Here is a 26095-nt window from a genome sequence, read left to right as displayed (position 1 = left end):
TTAATTAATTTCTAAAGCATTACTCCATTAATTTAATATTAAAAATTCATAAAACATTTTTTTATTATACCCAGAAGAGAGTTGGCTAAAAAAAATGAACTACTTATTCTATAATCTTTAATTTAGAAATAGTAGCTCATCTAAGTAATTTTACTAGTATTAAAATGAAAAATTAATCATATATTTATTATTTCTATTTTTAGGTTAAAAATATTTACAAATATTTATACTTAAAGCTTGATTTTTTGCCAAAAACGAATCTTGGTTTTATTCAATAACTAGGAAGAAACTTTTTAATAAACTCGATTAAGAATAGAATAATTTTTGACACCTTGGGTGTCAAAAATTAAAAAAATATATTTTTAAATACTAATCAGGATAAAAATCTAGTAATCTAAAGCGAATTAAAAGAACAATTAAAATTAAAGTTATAAGATGCTATTAATAATAAAGTTAAAGAAAAAGACCTTTATAAATATGATGGTTTCAAAAGTTTTGAACAGTTTATAAAATCTTTTGTAGTAGTAAAAACTCAGGCCTATATGTATTTAAAAGTTTATGAAAAAGTTTTAAAAAGTGCTATTTCTATTGATAATATTAAATAAATAGCATTTATCAACTTTTATCAATATTTACAAAAAAATGATTTTATTGATATCCATAAAGCTACGCAAGAAAAAATAATTTAAATGGTGTAAAGATTTAAAAAAAACAAGTTAAAGGATTTCTATATACAAAGGATAAGATAAAAGAAGAAGAGTGGCCTGGAGTTTTTGGAAAATTTGGATCAGGAATTTATCTAAAAATAGGAATTAATGTAAGCTTTATGGACATCTATAAGGGCAAGTTGAAGATCTAATAAAATTAAAAGAGATTGATAAAAAATCAAGAATTAGAGGATAAAATAGAGAAAATGATCCCAAACCTCTCTTTTAGAATATATTCTAAGTATGAAAAAGAAATAAAAGAATTTAAGAAAAAACTTAAAAGATAGATAATGGCGACAAGGCAATAAGCCAAGGGCAAGTTGCAGCCAAAGTGTTTATTTTTTAGAAGATACACTCAGCTCTAGGCTTCTTTCTATCAATTCTTTTATTGTCCTTATTATATTTGAAGAAAAACTAGCAAGCTTTTCTGTATTTTAAATTTGCTGAGGTACAACACTAAAAAATTCCTAAAAACGCCTATAACATTATTTATTTTAGTATTATTAATAATAAGTTTTAGTTTTTCAAGACCAGATTTAAATAAGGTTTGTTAATTTTCTTAATTTCAATATAGCCTGCTTTTATTTGTTTTAAATACATAATCATGTGATTCAGTCTCCTATTTTTATTTCACTTTGACTCATGTTGATTACTAATACTTTAATTTTGATTAATTTTATTAAAGTCATTAAGTAGATTTTTAAATTTAGTTCTATTGGTATGCTTAGTTTTTACATCTTGTGAGGGTTTTTCAAGATTATCTATATTTTTTTAAATAAAGAGCCCATCTTTAAAGAATATATCATTAATAATATTAAATCTATTGAATTAATATTATTAAATTAAAGATTGTAGAAATAGCAGTTTGATTATTACTAGAATTTAATCATAATATTGGCTTTTAAATTTATTAACAATCTAAAATAGCATCTTCAAGGCATCTTATTTCTGCTAGAAGGGAGTTTCTATAAACATCATAAAGGAGCATATTTATAAAACTAATAAATCAATTTGACAAAGCTTGTTTCCACCTAAAGTTTATGTAAATTATAGATGGAAAATTCTTTGTAATCTTTAGTTAAAATATTAAGTCTGCCTTTTGTTGAAGATAGTTTTTTGCATTATAACAATTTCAATACATAACCTTTAAGGTATGTATTGAAAATATGTCGCTTTTTATCTTTTCTGATTCTTCCCTTTTTTTTATAAGTTGTTTGTAAAGTTCAATTACATGAGATTTGAGCTTAGTGGAATTTGTTTTTATAAAATTTTTATTATTTTGATAATCTAATAAAAGTTGGTTTAACATTTCTGAAACGATTGTTTTTGTAGATAATAATTCCTCAAATGAATTTTTAAGCTTCTCTAAGTCTAAAGTGTCTAGTTTATCTATAGTGTTTTTTTTGGAATATAGATAAACAATCACGTCGTCAATAGCACTTCCAAATCCGTTAAAGATACTAAATAGGCTTTGTGTTTGTTCTGATAATATTATAATTTCTGAAAGTTCCTTTAATTTATTAGTGTCAATAGCATTTAAGGTGGCATAAATATATTTTCTATATTTTTTAGATTTCTCGCTATTATTGGCTATCTTTTCACCTGATAAATTTTCCATCCAAACTAATTTTTTGAAAGCCAATATTCCATATTGGTCTGAAGGTTCTTTTTCTAATTTTTTTACATATTTTTCTCTATCTATATTAGCTATTTCTATTAAATTTCTTAGATCGTCAATCGGTGTGTTTTTTATTCTTTTATTAGGGACTTCTTCTTGATTTAGATTTACTTCTTGATTTAGATTTACTTCTTGATTTAGGTTTACTGCTGTTTTAGTTTCTAATCCCTCTTTATTGGATTTTAGTTTTTTTTTATTAGATTGATCCTTCATATCTTTTTGATTGGTGTTAAAATCTGGATTGCAAGCATTTAAAAATAAAAAAACAAATATGCTTACAATTATATTATATTTCACAAATATTCTCCTTATTTATAATCTTACATTTAATATAATAAAATAATCAATATAAGATTATAATATAATTATATTACAATCTTATATTGATTATTTTAGTATTCATAATAATATTTTCATTACCAGAAGTTTTATATTATTTTGAGCTTTTTTAAAAAATTTATTTTGATATAAATTTAATTAAATTTGTTTATTTTAATAATAGTATGTGTTATTTGTGAATAGATTTTAATAATTATTGTGTTAAAGATTTAAAAACTTTGAAATTGTAAATAATTTGTAGAGTATTTTAAGGTATTATCGAATGGTTCTGTGAAGTTATTCTAATGAAAGTATTTAAACAAATAAACCGAAAGGTAACTACCATGTTGATGTAATATGAATTTATTTGTAGATTTAGTATCTATGGTCGTTGTTTAGTATAGATCTATTGAAAAATAAGTGAATTCTAGTTTTTAAAAGGTATAGCAACATTAAAATGATCAAATAATCCACCCAGGTGCTTTATTAAAGATCTTGAAGGACGGTCATCTTTAGTACATTTTTAGTAAATAAAAGGGAATAATTTCTGGACTAAATAAGGTTTTTAGCAATACTTGTCTAAATAAGTAAAATATTTTTTTGTTATAAATCTTAAAGTTACTGTTTTTAGAGTATTAATAAATTTAGAAGGGTGTATATCGGGAGCAAATTCTAGTAATAAATGAATATGATCTTTATCATTGTTGAATTTATTGAAAGTTATTTTGTCAACCGATTTATCTAGAAATTAAGTTTTTAATTAAAAACTTAATTTTTTTAGAATATATTGTTAGTATTAATAATATATGGAAAAGATTTGTAAACAATGTAAATGGATTTTTTATAAAGCATAGATAATGAAAACTAATGATATCGTAAAAACAAACAATCCTAATGTATCTCTTTATAAACAATTATCAAAGGACTTTATTAAAAGGGAAAATACTAATAAACTAAAAGACCTTTTTATTCTTATAAAAAACAAACTTTCTTCAATAGACGACAATTCAACAGAAGCAAATATAGAGTCTTTGCTAAAGTCTATATTTGAAGAGCTAAATTATTCAGTAGAACAACAAAAAGCTGGGCAAATAGAAGGAGTAGAGTCTAGAATAGATATACTACTTTTTGAAAATGATAAAGACAAAGTAGATTTTAATAATAAAGTAAAAGAAGCTAAAAAAAATAATGAACCCATTCCTGTTGAAAATATCTTGCTTATAGCAGAAATTAAGCGTCCAGCATTTAGTTTTTATACTAAAGATAAAGTAAAAGAAGCAGAAGATCAGCTATATAGATATCTAAATCAATATCAAAAACATTATGGAATACTTTCTAATGGAAAGGTATGGAGATTGTATGACAAATCAAAAGTACTTTATGGAGAAAAAAGATATATTGAGTTTAATTTTTCTAAAATTGAAGAAAAAGAAGAATATAAGGAACAAGAATGGTTTGTTTTATTCATCTACCTTATAAGAAAAGAAAGATTCTTAAAAAAAAGTAACATAATAGAAGTTGAAAAAGAACAAATAAACAAAGAAAAAGAGATAATTCAAAAAACCTTAAGAGAGATACTTTATGAGAGACCCGACGATTCTATAGTATTTAAAATTGCAAAAAATATATATGACAAAGAATTTAAAGTGTCAGGCAAAGAAATTACCGGGCATATTTTAGCTAGCATACTTGAAGAGTCAATTATTTTTATTTTAAGAATATTTTTTATTGCATATATTGAAGATAATGAAATTTTTAAGAAAATTTTAGAAGAAAACAAGTTATACAGATCTTCTATATCTTTTAGGTATTTTTTTTATGATGAAAATACAAAAAAGAAATTAGGATATAAAAAAATAATAACAATTTTCAATTTACTTGATAAAGGAAGTGATGCAATAAAGTTTCCTATATTTAATGGAGGGTTGTTTTCAGAAGATAAGGTTAAATATTTAAATAATGAAAGTTTGCTTAGCATTAGTGAACTTGAAGAAATACTAGTTAAAATACTTTTCTTTGAAGAAAAAAACATTAAAGATGAAAAATTTGTAGAGTATTCAAGGTTAGATCCCAAAAGTTTTGGAGAATTATATGAAACTCTACTTGAATATGACCTTAGAATTGCAGATACTACCGTTCATCGTATTATTGAAGACGGAGTTTATCTCATTCGTACCGAAGAAGAGCTTGTAAACAAAAAAGCAAACAAAGTTGCTACATACTATAAAGGCAATATTTATCTTACATCTAGATCACTTGATAGAAAAAAGAGTGGAGCATATTATACCCCAGATGATTTAACTGATTTTATGGTTATATCATCAATTGAAGAGCAGCTTAAAACCAAATCTCCTTTAGATATAAAAATTATTGACAATTCTTGTGGATCAGGGCATTTTTTGATTTCTTGTCTAGATTACTTAACAGAAAAAGTATGGCACGAGCTAGATAAATTTGAAGATGTAAGAAAAGAGCTTGATAAAGAATATAGAGCTATTTTGAAAGAAAGTGAAGAGTATGGTGTTCAGGATAGTATAAGTAAAGAATTAGTACTTAAAAGGATGTTGCTAAAGAAGTGTATTTATGGTGTTGATATTAATCCTATTTCGGTTGAAATTACTATGCTAAGTTTATGGATTAATACCTTTGTTTTTGGAACACCACTAAGCTTTATTGAACATCACATAAAAGTAGGAAATGCTCTCTTGGGATATACCAAAGATGAATTTTTTGATATTACAAAAAAGAAATTTGAAAGTGGATTTTCTTTATTTAGGAAAAGAATTAAAGAAATTACAACTATTTTAGAAGATAACTATCAAAAAATTAAAGGGATTAACGATACTACTAAAGAAGATATAGAAAAATCTAAAAAGATATACAAAGAATATGAAGAAAGTGAATATATAGATAATTTAAAAATAATATTTTCTTTAATCAAACTTTATTCATTATCTTTTGACAAATCTTTGAATATAGAATTTAGTGATATTACAGATGTAATTAGTTTAATTGAAAATATTTTGGGCAGTAAGACTTCTAGTGAAGATAAAGAGAAAATGGAGAAAATTAGGAAATTAAGTAGCTACTATAAATTTTTTCACTATGGAATTGAGTTTCCAGATATTCAGAAAGGCTTTGATATTGTAATTGGAAATCCACCATGGGAGAAAACCAAGTTTAATGAAGCAGAGTTTTTCTCAAAACATATTCCCGGCTATAGGAAATTAAGCATAAAAGAACAAAATGAAATAAAGCAAGAAATACTTAATAAAGATAATCATCCTTTGAGCATTGAATATAATGAAGAAAAAAACAGCATAAGTACTATTAACAATATTTATAAAAGTGATTTTAAAAACTTTACCAGTGGTGGTGATCCAAATCTTTTTAGATACTTTGTTACATTTAATTTAAAACTAATAAAAGAAAAAGGCAATTTAACTTATTTGGTTCCTTCAAGTCTTTGGAGTGAATTTAGCTCAAAAACATTAAGAAAGCATATATTTGCTAACTATAGACTTAATTATATTTATCAATTTGAAAATAAAAAAAGATTTAAAGATGTGGATTCTCGTTTTAAATTTGTAATATTTCAACTTAGCAATACTAAAACCCCCACATCAAGCTTTAAGGCAAAATTCATGATTCAAAACGATGATAATATTATTAAAGAAATAACTGGTGATTTAAAAGATAATAAATACGATCCTTATAGAGGAATTGAGTTAAGTATAGATCAAATTAAAGAACTATCTCCTATACAAGAATCAATAATTGAATTTAAAGATAATGAAGAATTTAGCTTAATTAACAAAATATTTAGTCAATTTAGTACTCTGAGTGAAGAGTATATTGATTTTAAACAAGGACTAAATTTAACAATTTATAAAGCATTCTATAAAGAATATAATAATGAAAACTTTATATTTCTTTATTCTGGAGCTAATATTTATCAGTTTAATTCAAGATTTTTTGAAGATAAAGATGCAAAAGAAAGCTCTAAATTGTTATGGATATATAAAGAAGATTTAGAAAACATATTAACCAAAGACGAGCAGTATCAATCTGAAAGAATATTATATAGAGATATTGCAAGAAATACAGACATAAGAACTATGATTAGTACACTTTCTCCTAAAAATTGTTATTGTGTGAATTCAATGTATATAAATTGTGAGAAAACACCAATATCCATTTATAAAAAATTATTTATTATATCGATTTTTAATTCATTTGTATTTGATTTTATGATTAGAAGATTTGTTAATATACATGTTCAAAAATCATGTTTATATCAATGTTCAATACCTCAACCCGAAGAAAAAGAAATTTTAAGCAATTCTTTATATTTAAATCTTATAAAAAACACTTCTCTATTGATAGTTAAAAATGATCCCGAGAACTTTAAATATTTACTTTATTTAGAACATTTTGAGTTTAATAAAGAAAAAGTTGATAAAATACTAAATTTAAATGTGGAAGATGAATTTTTTAAAGAAAAAGAAAATGAAAATAACTTTATTGTAGCCAGTCTTTACTCATTAACCAAAGAAGATTTTATCACATTGCTTAGAGATTTTAAGGTATTGAAAAACAAAAAAGGGGAAGAGTATATTTCTTCTTTAATAAAAGGATATGAGAATTATTTACTAAATAATAAAATTTTTTAGCATAAATAAGTTAATACAAAAAATAAAAAATAAGATTTAAATTTGAGAAATTATTTAGAAAAATAAAAGAATTAAGGTATTGCTTAAGATTTTTAAAATAAGATAATTTGGATAAAAAGAGTGTTGTAATATTTAAACCAATTAGAATAAATTCAAATGAATTTATTCTAAAAAAAATTTTCTGTTTGGCAGGGTTGCTTTTTTAAAAAAAGTTGCATACTAACATATTAGTATATGTATTTATTTTTTAGAAAAGTCAAAAAAAATTTTAGTTTGAGATTTTCAGGTTAAAGTTTACTATTTTTGAAAAATACAAGTTAAAAATTTCAATTTTTGTATTAAAATTTAGGATTTTTGAGTTAAATGTTGAGTTATTAGAGTTATTTAGAGTCAGTCCAAAATGTATTTGTACTATTAAAAAATTAAATATTTAATTTTTTAATAGTACAAATACATTTTGGACTGACTCTAAATAACTCTAATAACTCAACATTTAACTCAAAAATCCTAAATTTTAATACAAAAATTGAAATTTTTAACTTGTATTTTTCAAAAATAGTAAACTTTAACCTGAAAATCTCAAACTAAAATTTTTTTTGACTTTTCTAAAAAATAAATACATATACTAATATGTTAGTATGCAACTTTTTTTAAAAAAGCAACCCTGCCAAACAGAAAATTTTTTTTAGAATAAATTCATTTGAATTTATTCTAATTGGTTTAAATATTACAACACTCTTTTTATCCAAATTATCTTATTTTAAAAATCTTAAGCAATACCTTAATTCTTTTATTTTTCTAAATAATTTCTCAAATTTAAATCTTATTTTTTATTTTTTGTATTAACTTATTTATGCTAAAAAATTTTATTATTTAGTAAATAATTCTCATATCCTTTTATTAAAGAAGAAATATACTCTTCCCCTTTTTTGTTTTTCAATACCTTAAAATCTCTAAGCAATGTGATAAAATCTTCTTTGGTTAATGAGTAAAGACTGGCTACAATAAAGTTATTTTCATTTTCTTTTTCTTTAAAAAATTCATCTTCCACATTTAAATTTAGTATTTTATCAACTTTTTCTTTATTAAACTCAAAATGTTCTAAATAAAGTAAATATTTAAAGTTCTCGGGATCATTTTTAACTATCAATAGAGAAGTGTTTTTTATAAGATTTAAATATAAAGAATTGCTTAAAATTTCTTTTTCTTCGGGTTGAGGTATTGAACATTGATATAAACATGATTTTTGAACATGTATATTAACAAATCTTCTAATCATAAAATCAAATACAAATGAATTAAAAATCGATATAATAAATAATTTTTTATAAATGGATATTGGTGTTTTCTCACAATTTATATACATTGAATTCACACAATAACAATTTTTAGGAGAAAGTGTACTAATCATAGTTCTTATGTCTGTATTTCTTGCAATATCTCTATATAATATTCTTTCAGATTGATACTGCTCGTCTTTGGTTAATATGTTTTCTAAATCTTCTTTATATATCCATAACAATTTAGAGCTTTCTTTTGCATCTTTATCTTCAAAAAATCTTGAATTAAACTGATAAATATTAGCTCCAGAATAAAGAAATATAAAGTTTTCATTATTATATTCTTTATAGAATGCTTTATAAATTGTTAAATTTAGTCCTTGTTTAAAATCAATATACTCTTCACTCAGAGTACTAAATTGACTAAATATTTTGTTAATTAAGCTAAATTCTTCATTATCTTTAAATTCAATTATTGATTCTTGTATAGGAGATAGTTCTTTAATTTGATCTATACTTAACTCAATTCCTCTATAAGGATCGTATTTATTATCTTTTAAATCACCAGTTATTTCTTTAATAATATTATCATCGTTTTGAATCATGAATTTTGCCTTAAAGCTTGATGTGGGGGTTTTAGTATTGCTAAGTTGAAATATTACAAATTTAAAACGAGAATCCACATCTTTAAATCTTTTTTTATTTTCAAATTGATAAATATAATTAAGTCTATAGTTAGCAAATATATGCTTTCTTAATGTTTTTGAGCTAAATTCACTCCAAAGACTTGAAGGAACCAAATAAGTTAAATTGCCTTTTTCTTTTATTAGTTTTAAATTAAATGTAACAAAGTATCTAAAAAGATTTGGATCACCACCACTGGTAAAGTTTTTAAAATCACTTTTATAAATATTGTTAATAGTACTTATGCTGTTTTTTTCTTCATTATATTCAATGCTCAAAGGATGATTATCTTTATTAAGTATTTCTTGCTTTATTTCATTTTGTTCTTTTATGCTTAATTTCCTATAGCCGGGAATATGTTTTGAGAAAAACTCTGCTTCATTAAACTTGGTTTTCTCCCATGGTGGATTTCCAATTACAATATCAAAGCCTTTCTGAATATCTGGAAACTCAATTCCATAGTGAAAAAATTTATAGTAGCTACTTAATTTCCTAATTTTCTCCATTTTCTCTTTATCTTCACTAGAAGTCTTACTGCCCAAAATATTTTCAATTAAACTAATTACATCTGTAATATCACTAAATTCTATATTCAAAGATTTGTCAAAAGATAATGAATAAAGTTTGATTAAAGAAAATATTATTTTTAAATTATCTATATATTCACTTTCTTCATATTCTTTGTATATCTTTTTAGATTTTTCTATATCTTCTTTAGTAGTATCGTTAATCCCTTTAATTTTTTGATAGTTATCTTCTAAAATAGTTGTAATTTCTTTAATTCTTTTCCTAAATAAAGAAAATCCACTTTCAAATTTCTTTTTTGTAATATCAAAAAATTCATCTTTGGTATATCCCAAGAGAGCATTTCCTACTTTTATGTGATGTTCAATAAAGCTTAGTGGTGTTCCAAAAACAAAGGTATTAATCCATAAACTTAGCATAGTAATTTCAACCGAAATAGGATTAATATCAACACCATAAATACACTTCTTTAGCAACATCCTTTTAAGTACTAATTCTTTACTTATACTATCCTGAACACCATACTCTTCACTTTCTTTCAAAATAGCTCTATATTCTTTATCAAGCTCTTTTCTTACATCTTCAAATTTATCTAGCTCGTGCCATACTTTTTCTGTTAAGTAATCTAGACAAGAAATCAAAAAATGCCCTGATCCACAAGAATTGTCAATAATTTTTATATCTAAAGGAGATTTGGTTTTAAGCTGCTCTTCAATTGATGATATAACCATAAAATCAGTTAAATCATCTGGGGTATAATATGCTCCACTCTTTTTTCTATCAAGTGATCTAGATGTAAGATAAATATTGCCTTTATAGTATGTAGCAACTTTGTTTGCTTTTTTGTTTACAAGCTCTTCTTCGGTACGAATGAGATAAACTCCGTCTTCAATAATACGATGAACGGTAGTATCTGCAATTCTAAGGTCATATTCAAGTAGAGTTTCATATAATTCTCCAAAACTTTTGGGATCTAACCTTGAATACTCTACAAATTTTTCATCTTTAATGTTTTTTTCTTCAAAGAAAAGTATTTTAACTAGTATTTCTTCAAGTTCACTAATGCTAAGCAAACTTTCATTATTTAAATATTTAACCTTATCTTCTGAAAACAACCCTCCATTAAATATAGGAAACTTTATTGCATCACTTCCTTTATCAAGTAAATTGAAAATTGTTATTATTTTTTTATATCCTAATTTCTTTTTTGTATTTTCATCATAAAAAAAATACCTAAAAGATATAGAAGATCTGTATAACTTGTTTTCTTCTAAAATTTTCTTAAAAATTTCATTATCTTCAATATATGCAATAAAAAATATTCTTAAAATAAAAATAATTGACTCTTCAAGTATGCTAGCTAAAATATGCCCGGTAATTTCTTTGCCTGACACTTTAAATTCTTTGTCATATATATTTTTTGCAATTTTAAATACTATAGAATCGTCGGGTCTCTCATAAAGTATCTCTCTTAAGGTTTTTTGAATTATCTCTTTTTCTTTGTTTATTTGTTCTTTTTCAACTTCTATTATGTTACTTTTTTTTAAGAATCTTTCTTTTCTTATAAGGTAGATGAATAAAACAAACCATTCTTGTTCCTTATATTCTTCTTTTTCTTCAATTTTAGAAAAATTAAACTCAATATATCTTTTTTCTCCATAAAGTACTTTTGATTTGTCATACAATCTCCATACCTTTCCATTAGAAAGTATTCCATAATGTTTTTGATATTGATTTAGATATCTATATAGCTGATCTTCTGCTTCTTTTACTTTATCTTTAGTATAAAAACTAAATGCTGGACGCTTAATTTCTGCTATAAGCAAGATATTTTCAACAGGAATGGGTTCATTATTTTTTTTAGCTTCTTTTACTTTATTATTAAAATCTACTTTGTCTTTATCATTTTCAAAAAGTAGTATATCTATTCTAGACTCTACTCCTTCTATTTGCCCAGCTTTTTGTTGTTCTACTGAATAATTTAGCTCTTCAAATATAGACTTTAGCAAAGACTCTATATTTGCTTCTGTTGAATTGTCGTCTATTGAAGAAAGTTTGTTTTTTATAAGAATAAAAAGGTCTTTTAGTTTATTAGTATTTTCCCTTTTAATAAAGTCCTTTGATAATTGTTTATAAAGAGATACATTAGGATTGTTTGTTTTTACGATATCATTAGTTTTCATTATCTATGCTTTATAAAAAATCCATTTACATTGTTTACAAATCTTTTCCATATATTATTAATACTAACAATATATTCTAAAAAAATTAAGTTTTTAATTAAAAACTTAATTTCTAGATAAATCGGTTGACAAAATAACTTTCAATAAATTCAACAATGATAAAGATCATATTCATTTATTACTAGAATTTGCTCCCGATATACACCCTTCTAAATTTATTAATACTCTAAAAACAGTAACTTTAAGATTTATAACAAAAAAATATTTTACTTATTTAGACAAGTATTGCTAAAAACCTTATTTAGTCCAGAAATTATTCCCTTTTATTTACTAAAAATGTACTAAAGATGACCGTCCTTCAAGATCTTTAATAAAGCACCTGGGTGGATTATTTGATCATTTTAATGTTGCTATACCTTTTAAAAACTAGAATTCACTTATTTTTCAATAGATCTATACTAAACAACGACCATAGATACTAAATCTACAAATAAATTCATATTACATCAACATGGTAGTTACCTTTCGGTTTATTTGTTTAAATACTTTCATTAGAATAACTTCACAGAACCATTCGATAATACCTTAAAATACTCTACAAATTATTTACAATTTCAAAGTTTTTAAATCTTTAACACAATAATTATTAAAATCTATTCACAAATAACACATACTATTATTAAAATAAACAAATTTAATTAAATTTATATCAAAATAAATTTTTTAAAAAAGCTCAAAATAATATAAAACTTCTGGTAATGAAAATATTATTATGAATACTAAAATAATCAATATAAGATTGTAATATAATTATATTATAATCTTATATTGATTATTTTATTATATTAAATGTAAGATTATAAATAAGGAGAATATTTGTGAAATATAATATAATTGTAAGCATATTTGTTTTTTTATTTTTAAATGCTTGCAATCCAGATTTTAACACCAATCAAAAAGATATGAAGGATCAATCTAATAAAAAAAAACTAAAATCCAATAAAGAGGGATTAGAAACTAAAACAGCAGTAAACCTAAATCAAGAAGTAAATCTAAATCAAGAAGTAAATCTAAATCAAGAAGAAGTCCCTAATAAAAGAATAAAAAACACACCGATTGACGATCTAAGAAATTTAATAGAAATAGCTAATATAGATAGAGAAAAATATGTAAAAAAATTAGAAAAAGAACCTTCAGACCAATATGGAATATTGGCTTTCAAAAAATTAGTTTGGATGGAAAATTTATCAGGTGAAAAGATAGCCAATAATAGCGAGAAATCTAAAAAATATAGAAAATATATTTATGCCACCTTAAATGCTATTGACACTAATAAATTAAAGGAACTTTCAGAAATTATAATATTATCAGAACAAACACAAAGCCTATTTAGTATCTTTAACGGATTTGGAAGTGCTATTGACGACGTGATTGTTTATCTATATTCCAAAAAAAACACTATAGATAAACTAGACACTTTAGACTTAGAGAAGCTTAAAAATTCATTTGAGGAATTATTATCTACAAAAACAATCGTTTCAGAAATGTTAAACCAACTTTTATTAGATTATCAAAATAATAAAAATTTTATAAAAACAAATTCCACTAAGCTCAAATCTCATGTAATTGAACTTTACAAACAACTTATAAAAAAAAGGGAAGAATCAGAAAAGATAAAAAGCGACATATTTTCAATACATACCTTAAAGGTTATGTATTGAAATTGTTATAATGCAAAAAACTATCTTCAACAAAAGGCAGACTTAATATTTTAACTAAAGATTACAAAGAATTTTCCATCTATAATTTACATAAACTTTAGGTGGAAACAAGCTTTGTCAAATTGATTTATTAGTTTTATAAATATGCTCCTTTATGATGTTTATAGAAACTCCCTTCTAGCAGAAATAAGATGCCTTGAAGATGCTATTTTAGATTGTTAATAAATTTAAAAGCCAATATTATGATTAAATTCTAGTAATAATCAAACTGCTATTTCTACAATCTTTAATTTAATAATATTAATTCAATAGATTTAATATTATTAATGATATATTCTTTAAAGATGGGCTCTTTATTTAAAAAAATATAGATAATCTTGAAAAACCCTCACAAGATGTAAAAACTAAGCATACCAATAGAACTAAATTTAAAAATCTACTTAATGACTTTAATAAAATTAATCAAAATTAAAGTATTAGTAATCAACATGAGTCAAAGTGAAATAAAAATAGGAGACTGAATCACATGATTATGTATTTAAAACAAATAAAAGCAGGCTATATTGAAATTAAGAAAATTAACAAACCTTATTTAAATCTGGTCTTGAAAAACTAAAACTTATTATTAATAATACTAAAATAAATAATGTTATAGGCGTTTTTAGGAATTTTTTAGTGTTGTACCTCAGCAAATTTAAAATACAGAAAAGCTTGCTAGTTTTTCTTCAAATATAATAAGGACAATAAAAGAATTGATAGAAAGAAGCCTAGAGCTGAGTGTATCTTCTAAAAAATAAACACTTTGGCTGCAACTTGCCCTTGGCTTATTGCCTTGTCGCCATTATCTATCTTTTAAGTTTTTTCTTAAATTCTTTTATTTCTTTTTCATACTTAGAATATATTCTAAAAGAGAGGTTTGGGATCATTTTCTCTATTTTATCCTCTAATTCTTGATTTTTTATCAATCTCTTTTAATTTTATTAGATCTTCAACTTGCCCTTATAGATGTCCATAAAGCTTACATTAATTCCTATTTTTAGATAAATTCCTGATCCAAATTTTCCAAAAACTCCAGGCCACTCTTCTTCTTTTATCTTATCCTTTGTATATAGAAATCCTTTAACTTGTTTTTTTTAAATCTTTACACCATTTAAATTATTTTTTCTTGCGTAGCTTTATGGATATCAATAAAATCATTTTTTTGTAAATATTGATAAAAGTTGATAAATGCTATTTATTTAATATTATCAATAGAAATAGCACTTTTTAAAACTTTTTCATAAACTTTTAAATACATATAGGCCTGAGTTTTTACTACTACAAAAGATTTTATAAACTGTTCAAAACTTTTGAAACCATCATATTTATAAAGGTCTTTTTCTTTAACTTTATTATTAATAGCATCTTATAACTTTAATTTTAATTGTTCTTTTAATTCGCTTTAGATTACTAGATTTTTATCCTGATTAGTATTTAAAAATATATTTTTTTAATTTTTGACACCCAAGGTGTCAAAAATTATTCTATTCTTAATCGAGTTTATTAAAAAGTTTCTTCCTAGTTATTGAATAAAACCAAGATTCGTTTTTGGCAAAAAATCAAGCTTTAAGTATAAATATTTGTAAATATTTTTAACCTAAAAATAGAAATAATAAATATATGATTAATTTTTCATTTTAATACTAGTAAAATTACTTAGATGAGCTACTATTTCTAAATTAAAGATTATAGAATAAGTAGTTCATTTTTTTTAGCCAACTCTCTTCTGGGTATAATAAAAAAATGTTTTATGAATTTTTAATATTAAATTAATGGAGTAATGCTTTAGAAATTAATTAAAACAAGAAGAATTTTATGAAAAAGAGTATAAGTATTTTGAATATATTTTTCATTATATCATTTTTTTATTCTTGTGTTGTAGGATCAAATTCTTTAAAAAACATCAAAACTGAAGGTTTGGACTTTGAGCTAAGTGAAGAGAATAATGAAAAAGATATTAAAGAAGATAATGAAGAAGATATTAAAAATATTTCCTGTATTAATGAAGAATTTGGGTCAAGCGAAATAAAAGAAGGAGAAGTTCAGGGTGGACTATTCGCAAAAAGTGTTACATGGATAAAACCTAATAATTTAAGGGCTATAAAAGACAGATATAATAATTTAATTGAAGATCTTAAAGGGCTTAAATATTCGTATATTTTTTCGCCCATTCGACTTAAAACTTTTTCTTGGTCATTGTTTAGTGGCTACACTTATCATATCAATGATGATAACTATAAAATAATGGGTATAAAGGTTCCAATAGCTAAAATAATAGCATTTGAGTCAACCAAAGAGTTTGAAAAAAGATATGAAGTTAAAAATCTAAAGTTAATTTTTGAAGGAGTGAATTTTGATTTTGAGAAATATAGAACTGATGGTTTTGCTAAAATTACTTTGAAAGAAGTTTCAAGAGAGGCTGGATATATTAATTCATATAATTTTGGGGTTTTTAATGATGCTTTAACAGATTTTTTTACTCTTTTTATAAAAAAGAGTAAATGTAATTATATACTTGCCTATCTTACTATAAAAGATAGGCAAACTAGTGAGGATAAAACCCATGAAATTGTATTAGATCTAAAGCTATTTAATGATGTTGTTAAGCTAATATTTGCCAAGTATCCAGATTTATCAAAAGAAAAATTAAAGCTTCCTATTGATTTGATGAATAATAAATACCCTAGTGAAATTTTTAATAAATAGATTTATTTCTTAGAAAATACTAGAAGCACTTCAAGAAGCAAAATAAAAGATGATAACGAAAATAAAATACTGTAGAAGTTAGTGATATTGGGAATAATTTAGAAAGATTAAAAAGTTATTTAAAAGAAATTAAAGGACAACTTGAAAATTCTAAAAAAGAAGAGATAACTTCTAAAGTTATAAAATGTGGAGTATTTAGTATATATTGTCCTAAATAATACTTAATTGATTTATTAATATAAAAAAATCAAGAAGATATTATTAAAACATGTTATAAAAAAGATGCTTTTTAAAAAAAATATATTTCTAGTTAATTAATATAAAAAACTATAAAAACTCTTTTTATAAATTACCAATAATTTTTACTAAATAATCTTCTTTGGCCCCATATACGCATCGCAAAAAAAATTACGAAATGTCACTAATACATACTTCTATATGACTTTCTATATGGATTACAAACTCTTTATTTCTAATAATCTTCTTTGGCTTTAAAAAACAACTAAAATGATACATTTCTGCATTTTAAAATATATAAACATTATTTTCTTCTATTTTTAAAAGTTTTTTAGTTTATCTACTGCTTCCTTTAAGAACAACTTCGCTAAAAATAACTTTTTCATAATTTTATAGTAATATTTTTAGTAAAAACATATATTTTATTAAGTAAATAAAATCTCTTTATAGTAATTAACTAAACTTGAATTGTTAAGCTTATTTATTCTTAAATAATTCTCATATCCTTTTATTAAAGACGAAATATAGACTTCTCCTTTTTTATTTTTTAATACCTCAAAGTCATTAAGTAAAATCCTAAAATCTTCTTTGGTCAGTGAATAAAGACGAGCTACAATAAAATTATTTTCACTTTCTTTTTCTTTAAAAAATTCATCTTCCGCATTTAGATTTAGTATTTTATTAACTTTTTCTTTATCAAACTCAAAATATTCTAAGTAAAGTAAATATTTAAAGTTCTCGGGATCATTTTTGGCTATTAGTAAAGAAGTATTTTTTGCAAGATTTAAATATAAAGGATTACTTAAAATTTCTTTTTCTTCGGGTTGAGGCATTGGGCATTGATAAAGGCATGATTTTAGCACATTTGAATCAACAAATCTCCTTAACAAAAAGTCAAATACAAATGAGTTGAAAATAGATATAATAAATAATTTTTTATAAAGTGATATTGGTGTTTTCTCATAATTTATATACATTGAATTCACACAATAACAATTTCCAGGAGATAAAGTACTAATCATGGTTCTTTCATTTGTGTTGCTTGCAATTGCTCTATAAAATACTCTTTCAGTTTGATATTGGTTATCTTTAGTTAATACCTTTTCCAAATCCTCTTTATCTATCCATAACAATTTAGAGCTTTCTTTTGCATCTTTATCTTCAAAAAATCTTGAATTAAATTGATGGATATTAGCTCCAGAATAAAGAAATATAAGATTTCTATTATTATATTCTTTTAATAAAGATTTACGATTCTTAATGCTTGGATCTAAGCCTTTTTTAAAATCAACATATTCTTCACCAAGAGTACTAAATTTGCTAAACATTTTGTTAATTAAGCTAAATTCTTCATTATCTTTAAATTCAATTATTGATTCTTGTATAGGAGATAGTTTTTTAATTTGATTTATATTTAATTCAACTCCCTTATAAGCATCGTCTTTACTATCTTTTAAATCCCTAGTTATTTCTTTTAAAATATTATCACTACTCTGAATCATGAATTTTACCTTAAAGCTTGATGTAGATTCTTTAATATTGCTAAGTTGAAATATTACAAATTTAAAACGAGAATCCACATCTTTAAATCTTTTTTTATTTTCAAATTGATAAATATAGTTAAGTTTATAGTGAGCAAATATATGTTTTCTTAGTATTCTAGAACTAGATTCATTCCAAATAGCTGAAGGAACCAAATAAGTTAAATTGCCTTTTTCTTTTATTAGGTTTAAATTAAATGTAACAAAGTATCTAAAAAGATTTGGATCACCACCACTGGTAAAGTCTTTAAAATCACTTTTATAAATATTGTTAATAGTACTTATGCTGTTTTTTTCTTCATTATATTCAATGCTCAAAGGATGATTATCTTTATTAAGTATTTCTTGCTTTATTTTATTTTGTTCTTTTATGCTTAGCTTTCTGTAGTTAGGAATATGCTTTGAGAAAAACTCTGCTTCATTAAACTTGGTTTTCTCCCATGGTGGATTTCCAATTACAATATCAAATCCTTCCTGAATATCTGGAAACTCAATTCCATAGTGAAAAAATTTATAGTAGCTACTCAATTTTTTAATTTTTTCTATTTTTTCTTTATCTTCACTAGAAATTTTATTGCTCAAAATATTTTCAATTAACCTAATTACAGACACAATATCGCTAAATTTCATATTTAAAGATTTATCAAAAGACAATGAATAAAGTTTAATTAAAGAAAATATTATTCTTAAATTATCTATATCTTTACTTTCTTCATATTCTTTGTATATCTTTTTAGATTTTTCTATATCTTCTTTAGTAGTATCATTAATACCTTTAATTTTTTGATAGATATCTTCTAAAATAGTTGTAATTTCTTTAATTCTTTTTTTAAACAAAGAAAATCCGCTCTCAAATTTCTTTTTTACAATATTAAAAAATTCGTCTTTGGCATATCCTAATAAGGCATTTCCTACTTTTATATGATGTTCAATAAAGCTTAGTGGTGTTCCAAAAATAAAGGTATTAATCCACAAACTTAACATAGTAATTTCAACTGAAATAGGATTAATATCAACACCATAAATACACTTCTTTAGTAACATCCTTTTAAGTACTAATTCTTTACTTATACTATCTTGAACATCATATTCTTCACTTTCTTTTAGAATAGCTCTATATTCTTTATCGAGTTCTTTTTTTACATCTTCAAATTTATCTAGCTCGTACCATACTTTTTCTGTTAAGTAATCTAGACAAGAAATTAAAAAATGCCCCGAACCACAAGAGTTGTCAATGATTTTTATATCTAAAGGAGACTTGGTTTTAAGCTGTTCTTCAATTGAAGATGTAACCATAAAATCAGTTAGGTCATCTGGGGTGTAATATGCCCCACTTTTCTTTCTATCAAGCGATCTAGATGTAAGATAAATATTGCCTTGATAGTATGTAGCAACTTTGTTTACCTGCTTGTTTGCAAGCTCTTCTTCGGTACGAATGAGATAAACTCCGTCTTCAATAATACGATGAACAGTAGTATCTGCAATTCTTAGGTCATATTCAAGCAGGGTTTCGTATAATTCTCCAAAACTTTTGGGATCTAACCTTGAATACTCTACAAATTTTTTATCTTTGATATTTTTTTCTTCAAAGAAAAGTATTTTAACTAGTATTTCTTCAAGTTCACTAATGCTGAGCAAACTTTCATTATTTAAATATTTAACCTTATCTTCTGAAAATAACCCTCCATTAAATACAGGAAACTTTATTGCATCACTTCCTTTATCAAGTAAATTGAAAATTGTTATTATTTTTTTATATCCTAATTTCTTTTTTGTATTTTTATCATAAAAAAAATACCTAAAAGATATAGAAGATCTGTATAGCTTATTTTCTTTTAATATTTTCTTAAATATGTCATTATCTTCAATATATGCAATAAAAAATATTCTTAAAATAAAAATAATTGATTCTTCAAGAATGCTAGCTAAAATATGCTGAGTAATTTCTTTGCCTGATACTTTTAATTCTTTGTCATATATATTTTTTGCAATTTTAAATACTATAGAGTCATCGGGCCTCTCATAAAGCATCTCTCTTAGAGTTTTTTGGATTATCTCTTTTTCTTTAGATATTTGTTCTTTTTCAATCTCTATTATATTGCTTGTCTTTAGATATCTTGCTTTTCTTATAAGGTAGATGAATAAAATAAACCATTCTTGTTCTTTGTATTCTTCTTTTTCTTTAATTTTAGAAAAATTAAATTCAATATATCTTTTTTCTCCATAAAGGACTTTTGATTTGTCATATAATCTCCATATCTTTCCACTTGAAAGTATCCCATAATGTTTTTGATATTGATTTATATATCTATATAGCTGATCTTCTGCTTCTTTTACTTTATTTTTAGTGTCAAAACTAAATGATGGACGCTTAACTTCTACTATAAGTAAGATATCTTCGGCTAAAATAGGCTCATTATTTTTTTTAGCTTCTTCTAATTTATTATTAAAATCTACTCTGTCTTTATCATTTTCAAAAAGTAGTATATCTACTCTGGAATCCACTCCTTCTATTTGCCCGACTTTTTGTTGTTCTACTGAATAATTTAGTTTTTCAAATATAGATCTTAATAAAGACTCTATATTTGCTTCTGTTGAATTGTCGTCTATTGAAGAAAGTTTGTTTTTTATAAGAATAAAAAGGTCTTTTAGTTTATTAATATTCTCTTTTTTTATAAAATCTTTTGATAGTTCTTTATAAAGAGATATGTTTGGATCATTTGTTTTTATAATGTTATTATTTTTCATTATTTATGCTTATAGAAACCATTTATGTTATTTATAAATCTTTTTTAGCTTTTCTTAATACTCACAGCATATCCTAAGATTGGTTTTTTTTAAAAGTTAAAAAACTAATCTTAGACAAGTTGGCCAAAATTTGTTTTAATATTTGTTTAACTATAAATACTTTATTTCTAAAATAAAATTGTTCAAACCTATTGCTAGCTTTTTCTCCATATTTCTCAGCAAAATCAATTTTATACAAGTCTAATTGTATTAAATAATCAAAAATTTGATCTGAATAACCAGCTATAAGACAAATTATTATCTTAAGCTTAATAAATATTAGAGTTATTAATTTATTTTTTATGAGGCAACCCATGACATCAAGGGCATCTAAAATACTTTTTTCTTTAATCCTAATTTTTCTTAAACACCCTCTAATTTGTGAAGCATGGGCAAAAAAAAGTTTATATCATTTTCATTTTCATTTTCAAAATCATAATTATCTAGTCTTTTGTTAATTAATTCTTTAGAAACATCTTGTTCGGAATTATCCAAGTAATAAAGATGTAAAAAATCCTTGCAATAATTTATCAGTACAAAAACAACATAAATAATAAACATTTTTTTGTTCATAATTATCCCCTTCTAAAATTAAAAAATAAATCAAAGTTCTTTATTTACAATTTTTAGCAAGTAGCGGGGGAAGGGAGAAAACCAATAATCCTAAACATTTGCTAAAAAATAAAAATAAACTAAAGGAAACTATCAAAAAAACAAAAAGGCTCTTTAATATAATTAATCTGGATTAAAAGTTACTAAGCCATATAAGAAAATTTCAAATCAAAGAAAAGATTTTTTACATAAATTATCTTATTACTTTGTAGCTAAATATAAAAATATAGCAATAAAAAACTTGTCAACTCAGGGCATGCAAAAAGGATGTTTAAAGAAAGTATTAATGATTTAGAACGAACGATATGCGATTGTAATACAATTATCATATAAATCAGAGTGACATGGATCCTCTTTATATAAAGTAGATAGATATTCCTCATCAAGTAAACTATATAGCAACTATGGTATCAAAAATACATCCCTAAATCTTAAGGTTTATTATTATAAAAAAATAAAAACTAAGGCAAGAACAGCCTGAAGTAAAGCTCGTGGATCATGCTATGGGGGCTACCCGTTCTTGTAGAATCTAAAAAGCTATTATAGGATAAAGCAAAAAGCTATTTCTATAATTTTTGATTTAAAAATAAATAGTTCATGGGTTGAAATTAATCAAATATTTTGGTTATAATAAAATTATTAATAATAATACACTGGAAATGGAGATTAAAAATGAAATCAGTTATATCTAACCACAAACACCAAGCCTATAAAAACAAACTACTTAGTAAAATTTGTAGGCTGAAAAAAATTATTTCAGTTATTATTTACTTAAATAAAGAGTTTGAAAGAAAATACAGTACCTCAATCAATAAAGAACACTTTACTTCCGAAAAAGTAAAAGAACTTGGGGTTCATCATCAAGGAGATATACTTCGTGTACTAAACTCAAATATATGTAAAGAAAATAAAAAAGAAACCACAATTAATACTCTAAGACCAGATTTAAGGTTTTTAGTTAAACTAAAAGCATTAGAAAAAAGAATACTAACATTTTCAAATAACTTTGGAGAATTTAAAGGAAAGCTTTGTATATATAAAGTGTCCCTATTGCACATAAATTGATTGATGCATATTTTAGTAGCACTAAAGCAGACTTAATTAAGAAAGTAAAGGAAGAAAAAGATGTTTTTAAAAAAGAAAAAGGATATTTTGAACCTCAAAATATCACTGAAAATATCACTGTATATAATAAACGATATATAAATATATATAATAAGAATTCTATAGAAAACCCTTTCTTTAAAAGAATTAAATCAATAGCTTCTAACACTAAAAAACCAATTGCAACACTAAAAAATGCTTTATTAAACTATAAAGATTTTAAAAATTATCTAAAATATGATTATATGATTGAAGATATTAAAGAATTTTTCTTATCTAAACTAAATCTTTATAAAGATAAAATCCATTTTATGAGAAAAACCGCACCCTATAAAACTGATTTCTACATCCTTGCAGGAGAATTTAAAGATGTATACACTACTAAATGGAAGAAAAATAAAACAACTAGCTTTTCAGGACATGCTGCCATAGTAGCCAATAATATTTTAGCTAACATTTTGACAAAAGGATTAAAATTTGAGTAGATTACTTGAAAAACTAAAACAAAAAAAAGCTTCAATAAAGATTAGTGACATTTTAATTAAGAAAGATGCTTTTAGTAAAATAGAAGAAATAGACGGCAAAAAAACATACTACACAAAAATATTTAAACATCTAATTAATTTCAGAGTTACCAACAAAGAACAAAGATTTAGGCTTGTTTTTCAAAAATTTAATAATAAAGGTTATTATTTTTTTAATCTTTTTGCATTAGACAAAAATGATAAATTTTTAGGAATAAAATATGGATGGGATCGTCTTGAAAAACCTTTATTTCTTAAAAAAGAAGATAATAAAATTTATGCAATAAAAAAACTATATCACATAGAATTTAGGTTTAAAAAAGGATCTATCAAGTCTTACATATTGCCTCTAAGAACTTTGTTGAGAAAAAAAGAAAAAGAAACCACCGAGTACTATCAGTTTACACTAAATCATTTAGAAAAAATGGAAAGCAAAGTATATAAGTTTTACAATAAAAAATTACCAGATGGAGGAATTTTAAAAAAATGGATATTAAAAAATCAGATATTATAACAATGGCTTCAATTAAGGGAGGAGTTGGAAAAAGTGCACTTTCTATACTTTTTTCTTATGTATTAAAAGAATTAGGCAAAAAAGTACTATTAATTGATTTAGATCCACAAAATTCTTTAACTTCTTATTTTAATGGATATATTTCAAATATCGAAAAATACAATGTTTACAGTATGTTAAAAGGAGATTTCCATTTTAATGAATGCATTTACAAGATTAATGATTATATCTCTATAATTCCCTCTCATCCCATTTTAGGAAAATTTAATTCGGAAGCCATTGATTATAAAGAAATTATTTTAGAACATCATTTAAATGAAAATATTCAAAATTATAATTTTGATTATGTTTTACTAGATACTCCTCCTAGTTTAGATTTTCTCTTAAAGAATGCCTTAAATGTTACGAATTATATTGTAATTCCGGTTCAGGTGGAAATATGGTCAATAGAAAGTTTTACCATTTTGATTAATGCAGTTAATGATATTACAAAGTTTAGAAAGAAAATATACAATATTTCTATTGTGGAGAATCAGTTTATAAAAAATAGAAATACTATAAAAGAAGTGGAGGATTTGCTTTATAAAGAATATAGAGAATATATTAAAGGCAAGGTCCATTTTTCAAATAGCATAAAAGTTCTTATAAATGGACGATTAGAACCCTCTGCAAAAGAAATGTATCATAAAGAAATAAAAGATACTTTAAAAAATATTTTTTCTTTATAGTTAACATTTTTGTTAGCCATAATATTACTTATCTAGAGTTGTTCGATATCGGACAGGTAATTTTGCCAAAAATTACCTGAAAATAGGAGATATAAATGGGGAAAAAAGAAAATAAAAAGCAAGTAACTTTATATAAAAGGGTAGAAATCTCTACTGGCGAAGAATTAAATTTAGATAACAATCAAGATGAAGAATTGAGAAATTACAATGAATTGAAAGAACAGTTGAAATTAAATTTAAAATCCGATATTAATAATAAAATTCAAAGAATGAAAATTCTATATGAAATTAAGCAAAAAGAACTTTATAAATATGATGGTTTTAAAAGCTTTAAACAGTTTATAAAGTCTTATGTAATTGCCAGAAGCCAAGCATATATGTATTTGAAAATTTATGAGAAAGTTTTAGAAGGGGCTATTTCTATTGAAAAAGTTAAAGAAATGGGTTTTGTAGCTACATATAAAGATATACTAAAAAACAACTCTTCATATGTATATAAAGGAGATATGATTGAAGAAAATGTAGAAAAAGAGGATGATAACCCAAATATACCCATTAGAATTTTAATGAAAGACAAAGAAGTTTATGATTTTTGCAAAAAAGATACTAAAAGGATCTATTTTATTCTAGAGAGGCTGATTAAAGATAAAAAAAATATTTTGTCAGATCTTATGATTGATTATGAAAATCATAGAAAAGATAAAAGAAAAAAGTGAACTCTTGATAATAATTGTATAATATATTATTATTAAATTAGGTTAGAGAACTTTTCTCTCTCCGTTTTCAGTAGTAAAATATTTGCCCATAAGGGCTTTTTTTGTGCCTGCTAGGTCCGAGTGAACTGCTATTTCTAAATTTCTATAGATAGGGGTATAATAAGTATATATTAGAGACAAAATGAATGAAAATGATCTATATAATGAGCTTGTTAGATTAGGCATGAATAAAATATTAGCAAGTGATTTAGCTACTAGATTTTATCATAATGAAATAACAATAAAAGATTCAGAGATTGTTAAACTAGAGCTTCAAGGTTTTGTAAGAGATGAAATTAGTATTGTAAAAGGAGAAATTAAAAGTTTAAAAATCGAATTCGATAGCAAATTAAAACTTAATAATTGGATGATAGGAATTGCATTAGCTTCTCAAGATGCAATAGGCATTTTGGTTAGTCTATTCTTTTATGTATTGAATAAATTGTAAAATAAATAAAGCGAACTGCTGTTTCTATAATCTTTTTTTAAAAAAGATAGCATCAATATATTTTTATTGATAATTATATAAATAAGTTATTAATAAGCATCTTAAGCGTTATAAAATATTTGTTTTGTGAGCCGTAAATACTTTTTTTGATATAATGAGAAAATATTTTATGAATTTTTGACATCAAGGAAATGGGAAGGGCTTTAAAAATTACTTAAAATAAAAAAATTATGAAAAAAATATAAGTATTTTAAATATGTTTTTCTTTATATTATTTTTTATTTTGGTTTTTTGGTGCCATACTTTTAAAAAAGTATTAAGACTAGAATTT

The 26095-nt window shown here is 23.7% G+C and carries 14 protein-coding genes and 4 pseudogenes; 11 read left to right on the top strand and 7 right to left on the bottom strand.

The annotated features are described in order from the left end of the window. Nucleotides 1–365: 365 nt before the first annotated feature. A pseudogene (locus HNP67_RS06910) lies at nucleotides 366–602 on the top strand (chromosome replication/partitioning protein); the annotation flags it as partial. Nucleotides 603–1839: 1237 nt separating this feature from the next. Here the strand turns inward: HNP67_RS06910 and HNP67_RS05040 are convergent. Then, the gene (locus HNP67_RS05040; protein ID WP_184125440.1) at nucleotides 1840–2682 is read right to left on the bottom strand and encodes a CRASP family complement regulator-acquiring lipoprotein; all 843 of its coding nucleotides are present in this window, start codon (nucleotides 2680–2682) and stop codon (nucleotides 1840–1842) included. A gap of 586 nt (nucleotides 2683–3268) precedes the next feature. Further along, on the bottom strand, nucleotides 3269–3427 hold the full coding sequence (locus HNP67_RS07175) for a transposase (protein WP_184125444.1): 159 nt from the start codon (nucleotides 3425–3427) through the stop codon (nucleotides 3269–3271). 133 nt (nucleotides 3428–3560) lie between these two features. Here HNP67_RS07175 and HNP67_RS05050 point away from each other — a divergent pair, with 133 nt between their 5' ends. Next, nucleotides 3561–7376: an Eco57I restriction-modification methylase domain-containing protein gene (locus tag HNP67_RS05050; RefSeq protein WP_184125441.1), complete on the top strand. Its 3816-nt coding sequence runs from the start codon at nucleotides 3561–3563 to the stop codon at nucleotides 7374–7376. 856 nt (nucleotides 7377–8232) lie between these two features. On the opposite strand, the gene HNP67_RS05055 is transcribed toward HNP67_RS05050, so the two are convergent. After that, nucleotides 8233–12048 carry an Eco57I restriction-modification methylase domain-containing protein gene (locus tag HNP67_RS05055; protein WP_184125441.1) on the bottom strand — a complete coding sequence of 1272 codons (3816 nt, stop codon included), beginning with the start codon at nucleotides 12046–12048 and terminating at the stop codon, nucleotides 8233–8235. A 133-nt stretch (nucleotides 12049–12181) separates the two neighbouring features. Between HNP67_RS05055 and HNP67_RS07180 the strand changes: the two genes are divergently transcribed. Beyond that, on the top strand, nucleotides 12182–12340 hold the full coding sequence (locus HNP67_RS07180; protein WP_184125444.1) for a transposase: 159 nt from the start codon (nucleotides 12182–12184) through the stop codon (nucleotides 12338–12340). Nucleotides 12341–12926: 586 nt separating this feature from the next. After that, complete coding sequence (locus HNP67_RS05065; protein WP_184125440.1) at nucleotides 12927–13769, top strand: CRASP family complement regulator-acquiring lipoprotein; 843 nt, start codon at nucleotides 12927–12929, stop codon at nucleotides 13767–13769. A gap of 1237 nt (nucleotides 13770–15006) precedes the next feature. Here HNP67_RS05065 and HNP67_RS06915 read toward each other — a convergent pair. Next, nucleotides 15007–15243, bottom strand: a pseudogene (locus HNP67_RS06915) (chromosome replication/partitioning protein); the annotation flags it as partial. A 380-nt stretch (nucleotides 15244–15623) separates the two neighbouring features. Between HNP67_RS06915 and HNP67_RS05075 the strand changes: the two are divergent. Further along, on the top strand, nucleotides 15624–16514 hold the full coding sequence (locus HNP67_RS05075; RefSeq protein ID WP_184125438.1) for a S2/P23 family protein: 891 nt from the start codon (nucleotides 15624–15626) through the stop codon (nucleotides 16512–16514). Between the two features lie 662 nt (nucleotides 16515–17176). On the opposite strand, the gene HNP67_RS05080 is transcribed toward HNP67_RS05075, so the two are convergent. The 3 genes from HNP67_RS05080 to HNP67_RS06925 all read right to left on the bottom strand — a co-directional run bounded on the left by HNP67_RS05080 (nucleotide 17177) and on the right by HNP67_RS06925 (nucleotide 21652). Next, the gene (locus tag HNP67_RS05080; RefSeq protein ID WP_184125436.1) at nucleotides 17177–21040 is read right to left on the bottom strand and encodes a class I SAM-dependent DNA methyltransferase; all 3864 of its coding nucleotides are present in this window, start codon (nucleotides 21038–21040) and stop codon (nucleotides 17177–17179) included. A 73-nt stretch (nucleotides 21041–21113) separates the two neighbouring features. Then, nucleotides 21114–21431 carry an exported protein A EppA gene (gene eppA, locus HNP67_RS06920; RefSeq protein ID WP_336509678.1) on the bottom strand — a complete coding sequence of 106 codons (318 nt, stop codon included), beginning with the start codon at nucleotides 21429–21431 and terminating at the stop codon, nucleotides 21114–21116. 11 nt (nucleotides 21432–21442) lie between these two features. After that, nucleotides 21443–21652, bottom strand: a complete 210-nt coding sequence (locus HNP67_RS06925) for a hypothetical protein (RefSeq protein ID WP_184125434.1) — start codon at nucleotides 21650–21652, stop codon at nucleotides 21443–21445. Between the two features lie 50 nt (nucleotides 21653–21702). On the opposite strand from HNP67_RS06925, the pseudogene HNP67_RS06930 reads away from it, so the two are divergent. The 6 genes and pseudogenes from HNP67_RS06930 to bdr all read left to right on the top strand — a co-directional run. After that, nucleotides 21703–22172, top strand: a pseudogene (locus tag HNP67_RS06930) (transposase); the annotation flags it as partial. Between the two features lie 191 nt (nucleotides 22173–22363). Next, nucleotides 22364–23280: pseudogene (locus HNP67_RS05095) on the top strand (plasmid maintenance protein). Beyond that, on the top strand, nucleotides 23273–23833 hold the full coding sequence (locus HNP67_RS05100) for a DUF226 domain-containing protein (RefSeq protein ID WP_184125432.1): 561 nt from the start codon (nucleotides 23273–23275) through the stop codon (nucleotides 23831–23833). Before HNP67_RS05095 ends, HNP67_RS05100 begins: the two are co-directional and overlap by 8 nt. Further along, a complete protein-coding gene (locus tag HNP67_RS05105) occupies nucleotides 23806–24561 on the top strand; it encodes a ParA family protein (RefSeq protein ID WP_184125430.1) in 756 nt (251 codons plus the stop codon). Before HNP67_RS05100 ends, HNP67_RS05105 begins: the two co-directional genes overlap by 28 nt. A gap of 95 nt (nucleotides 24562–24656) precedes the next feature. Beyond that, complete coding sequence (locus tag HNP67_RS05110) at nucleotides 24657–25277, top strand: chromosome replication/partitioning protein (protein ID WP_184125428.1); 621 nt, start codon at nucleotides 24657–24659, stop codon at nucleotides 25275–25277. Between the two features lie 181 nt (nucleotides 25278–25458). Next, on the top strand, nucleotides 25459–25764 hold the full coding sequence (gene bdr / locus HNP67_RS05115; RefSeq protein ID WP_184125426.1) for a Bdr family repetitive protein: 306 nt from the start codon (nucleotides 25459–25461) through the stop codon (nucleotides 25762–25764). Nucleotides 25765–26095: the final 331 nt, after the last annotated feature.

This window comes from Borreliella californiensis, from assembly GCF_014205885.1.
Lineage (GTDB): Bacteria > Spirochaetota > Spirochaetia > Borreliales > Borreliaceae > Borreliella > Borreliella californiensis.
Note: the sequence above shows the minus strand (reverse complement) of the source record. Positions and strands in the feature narration are given on the sequence as shown.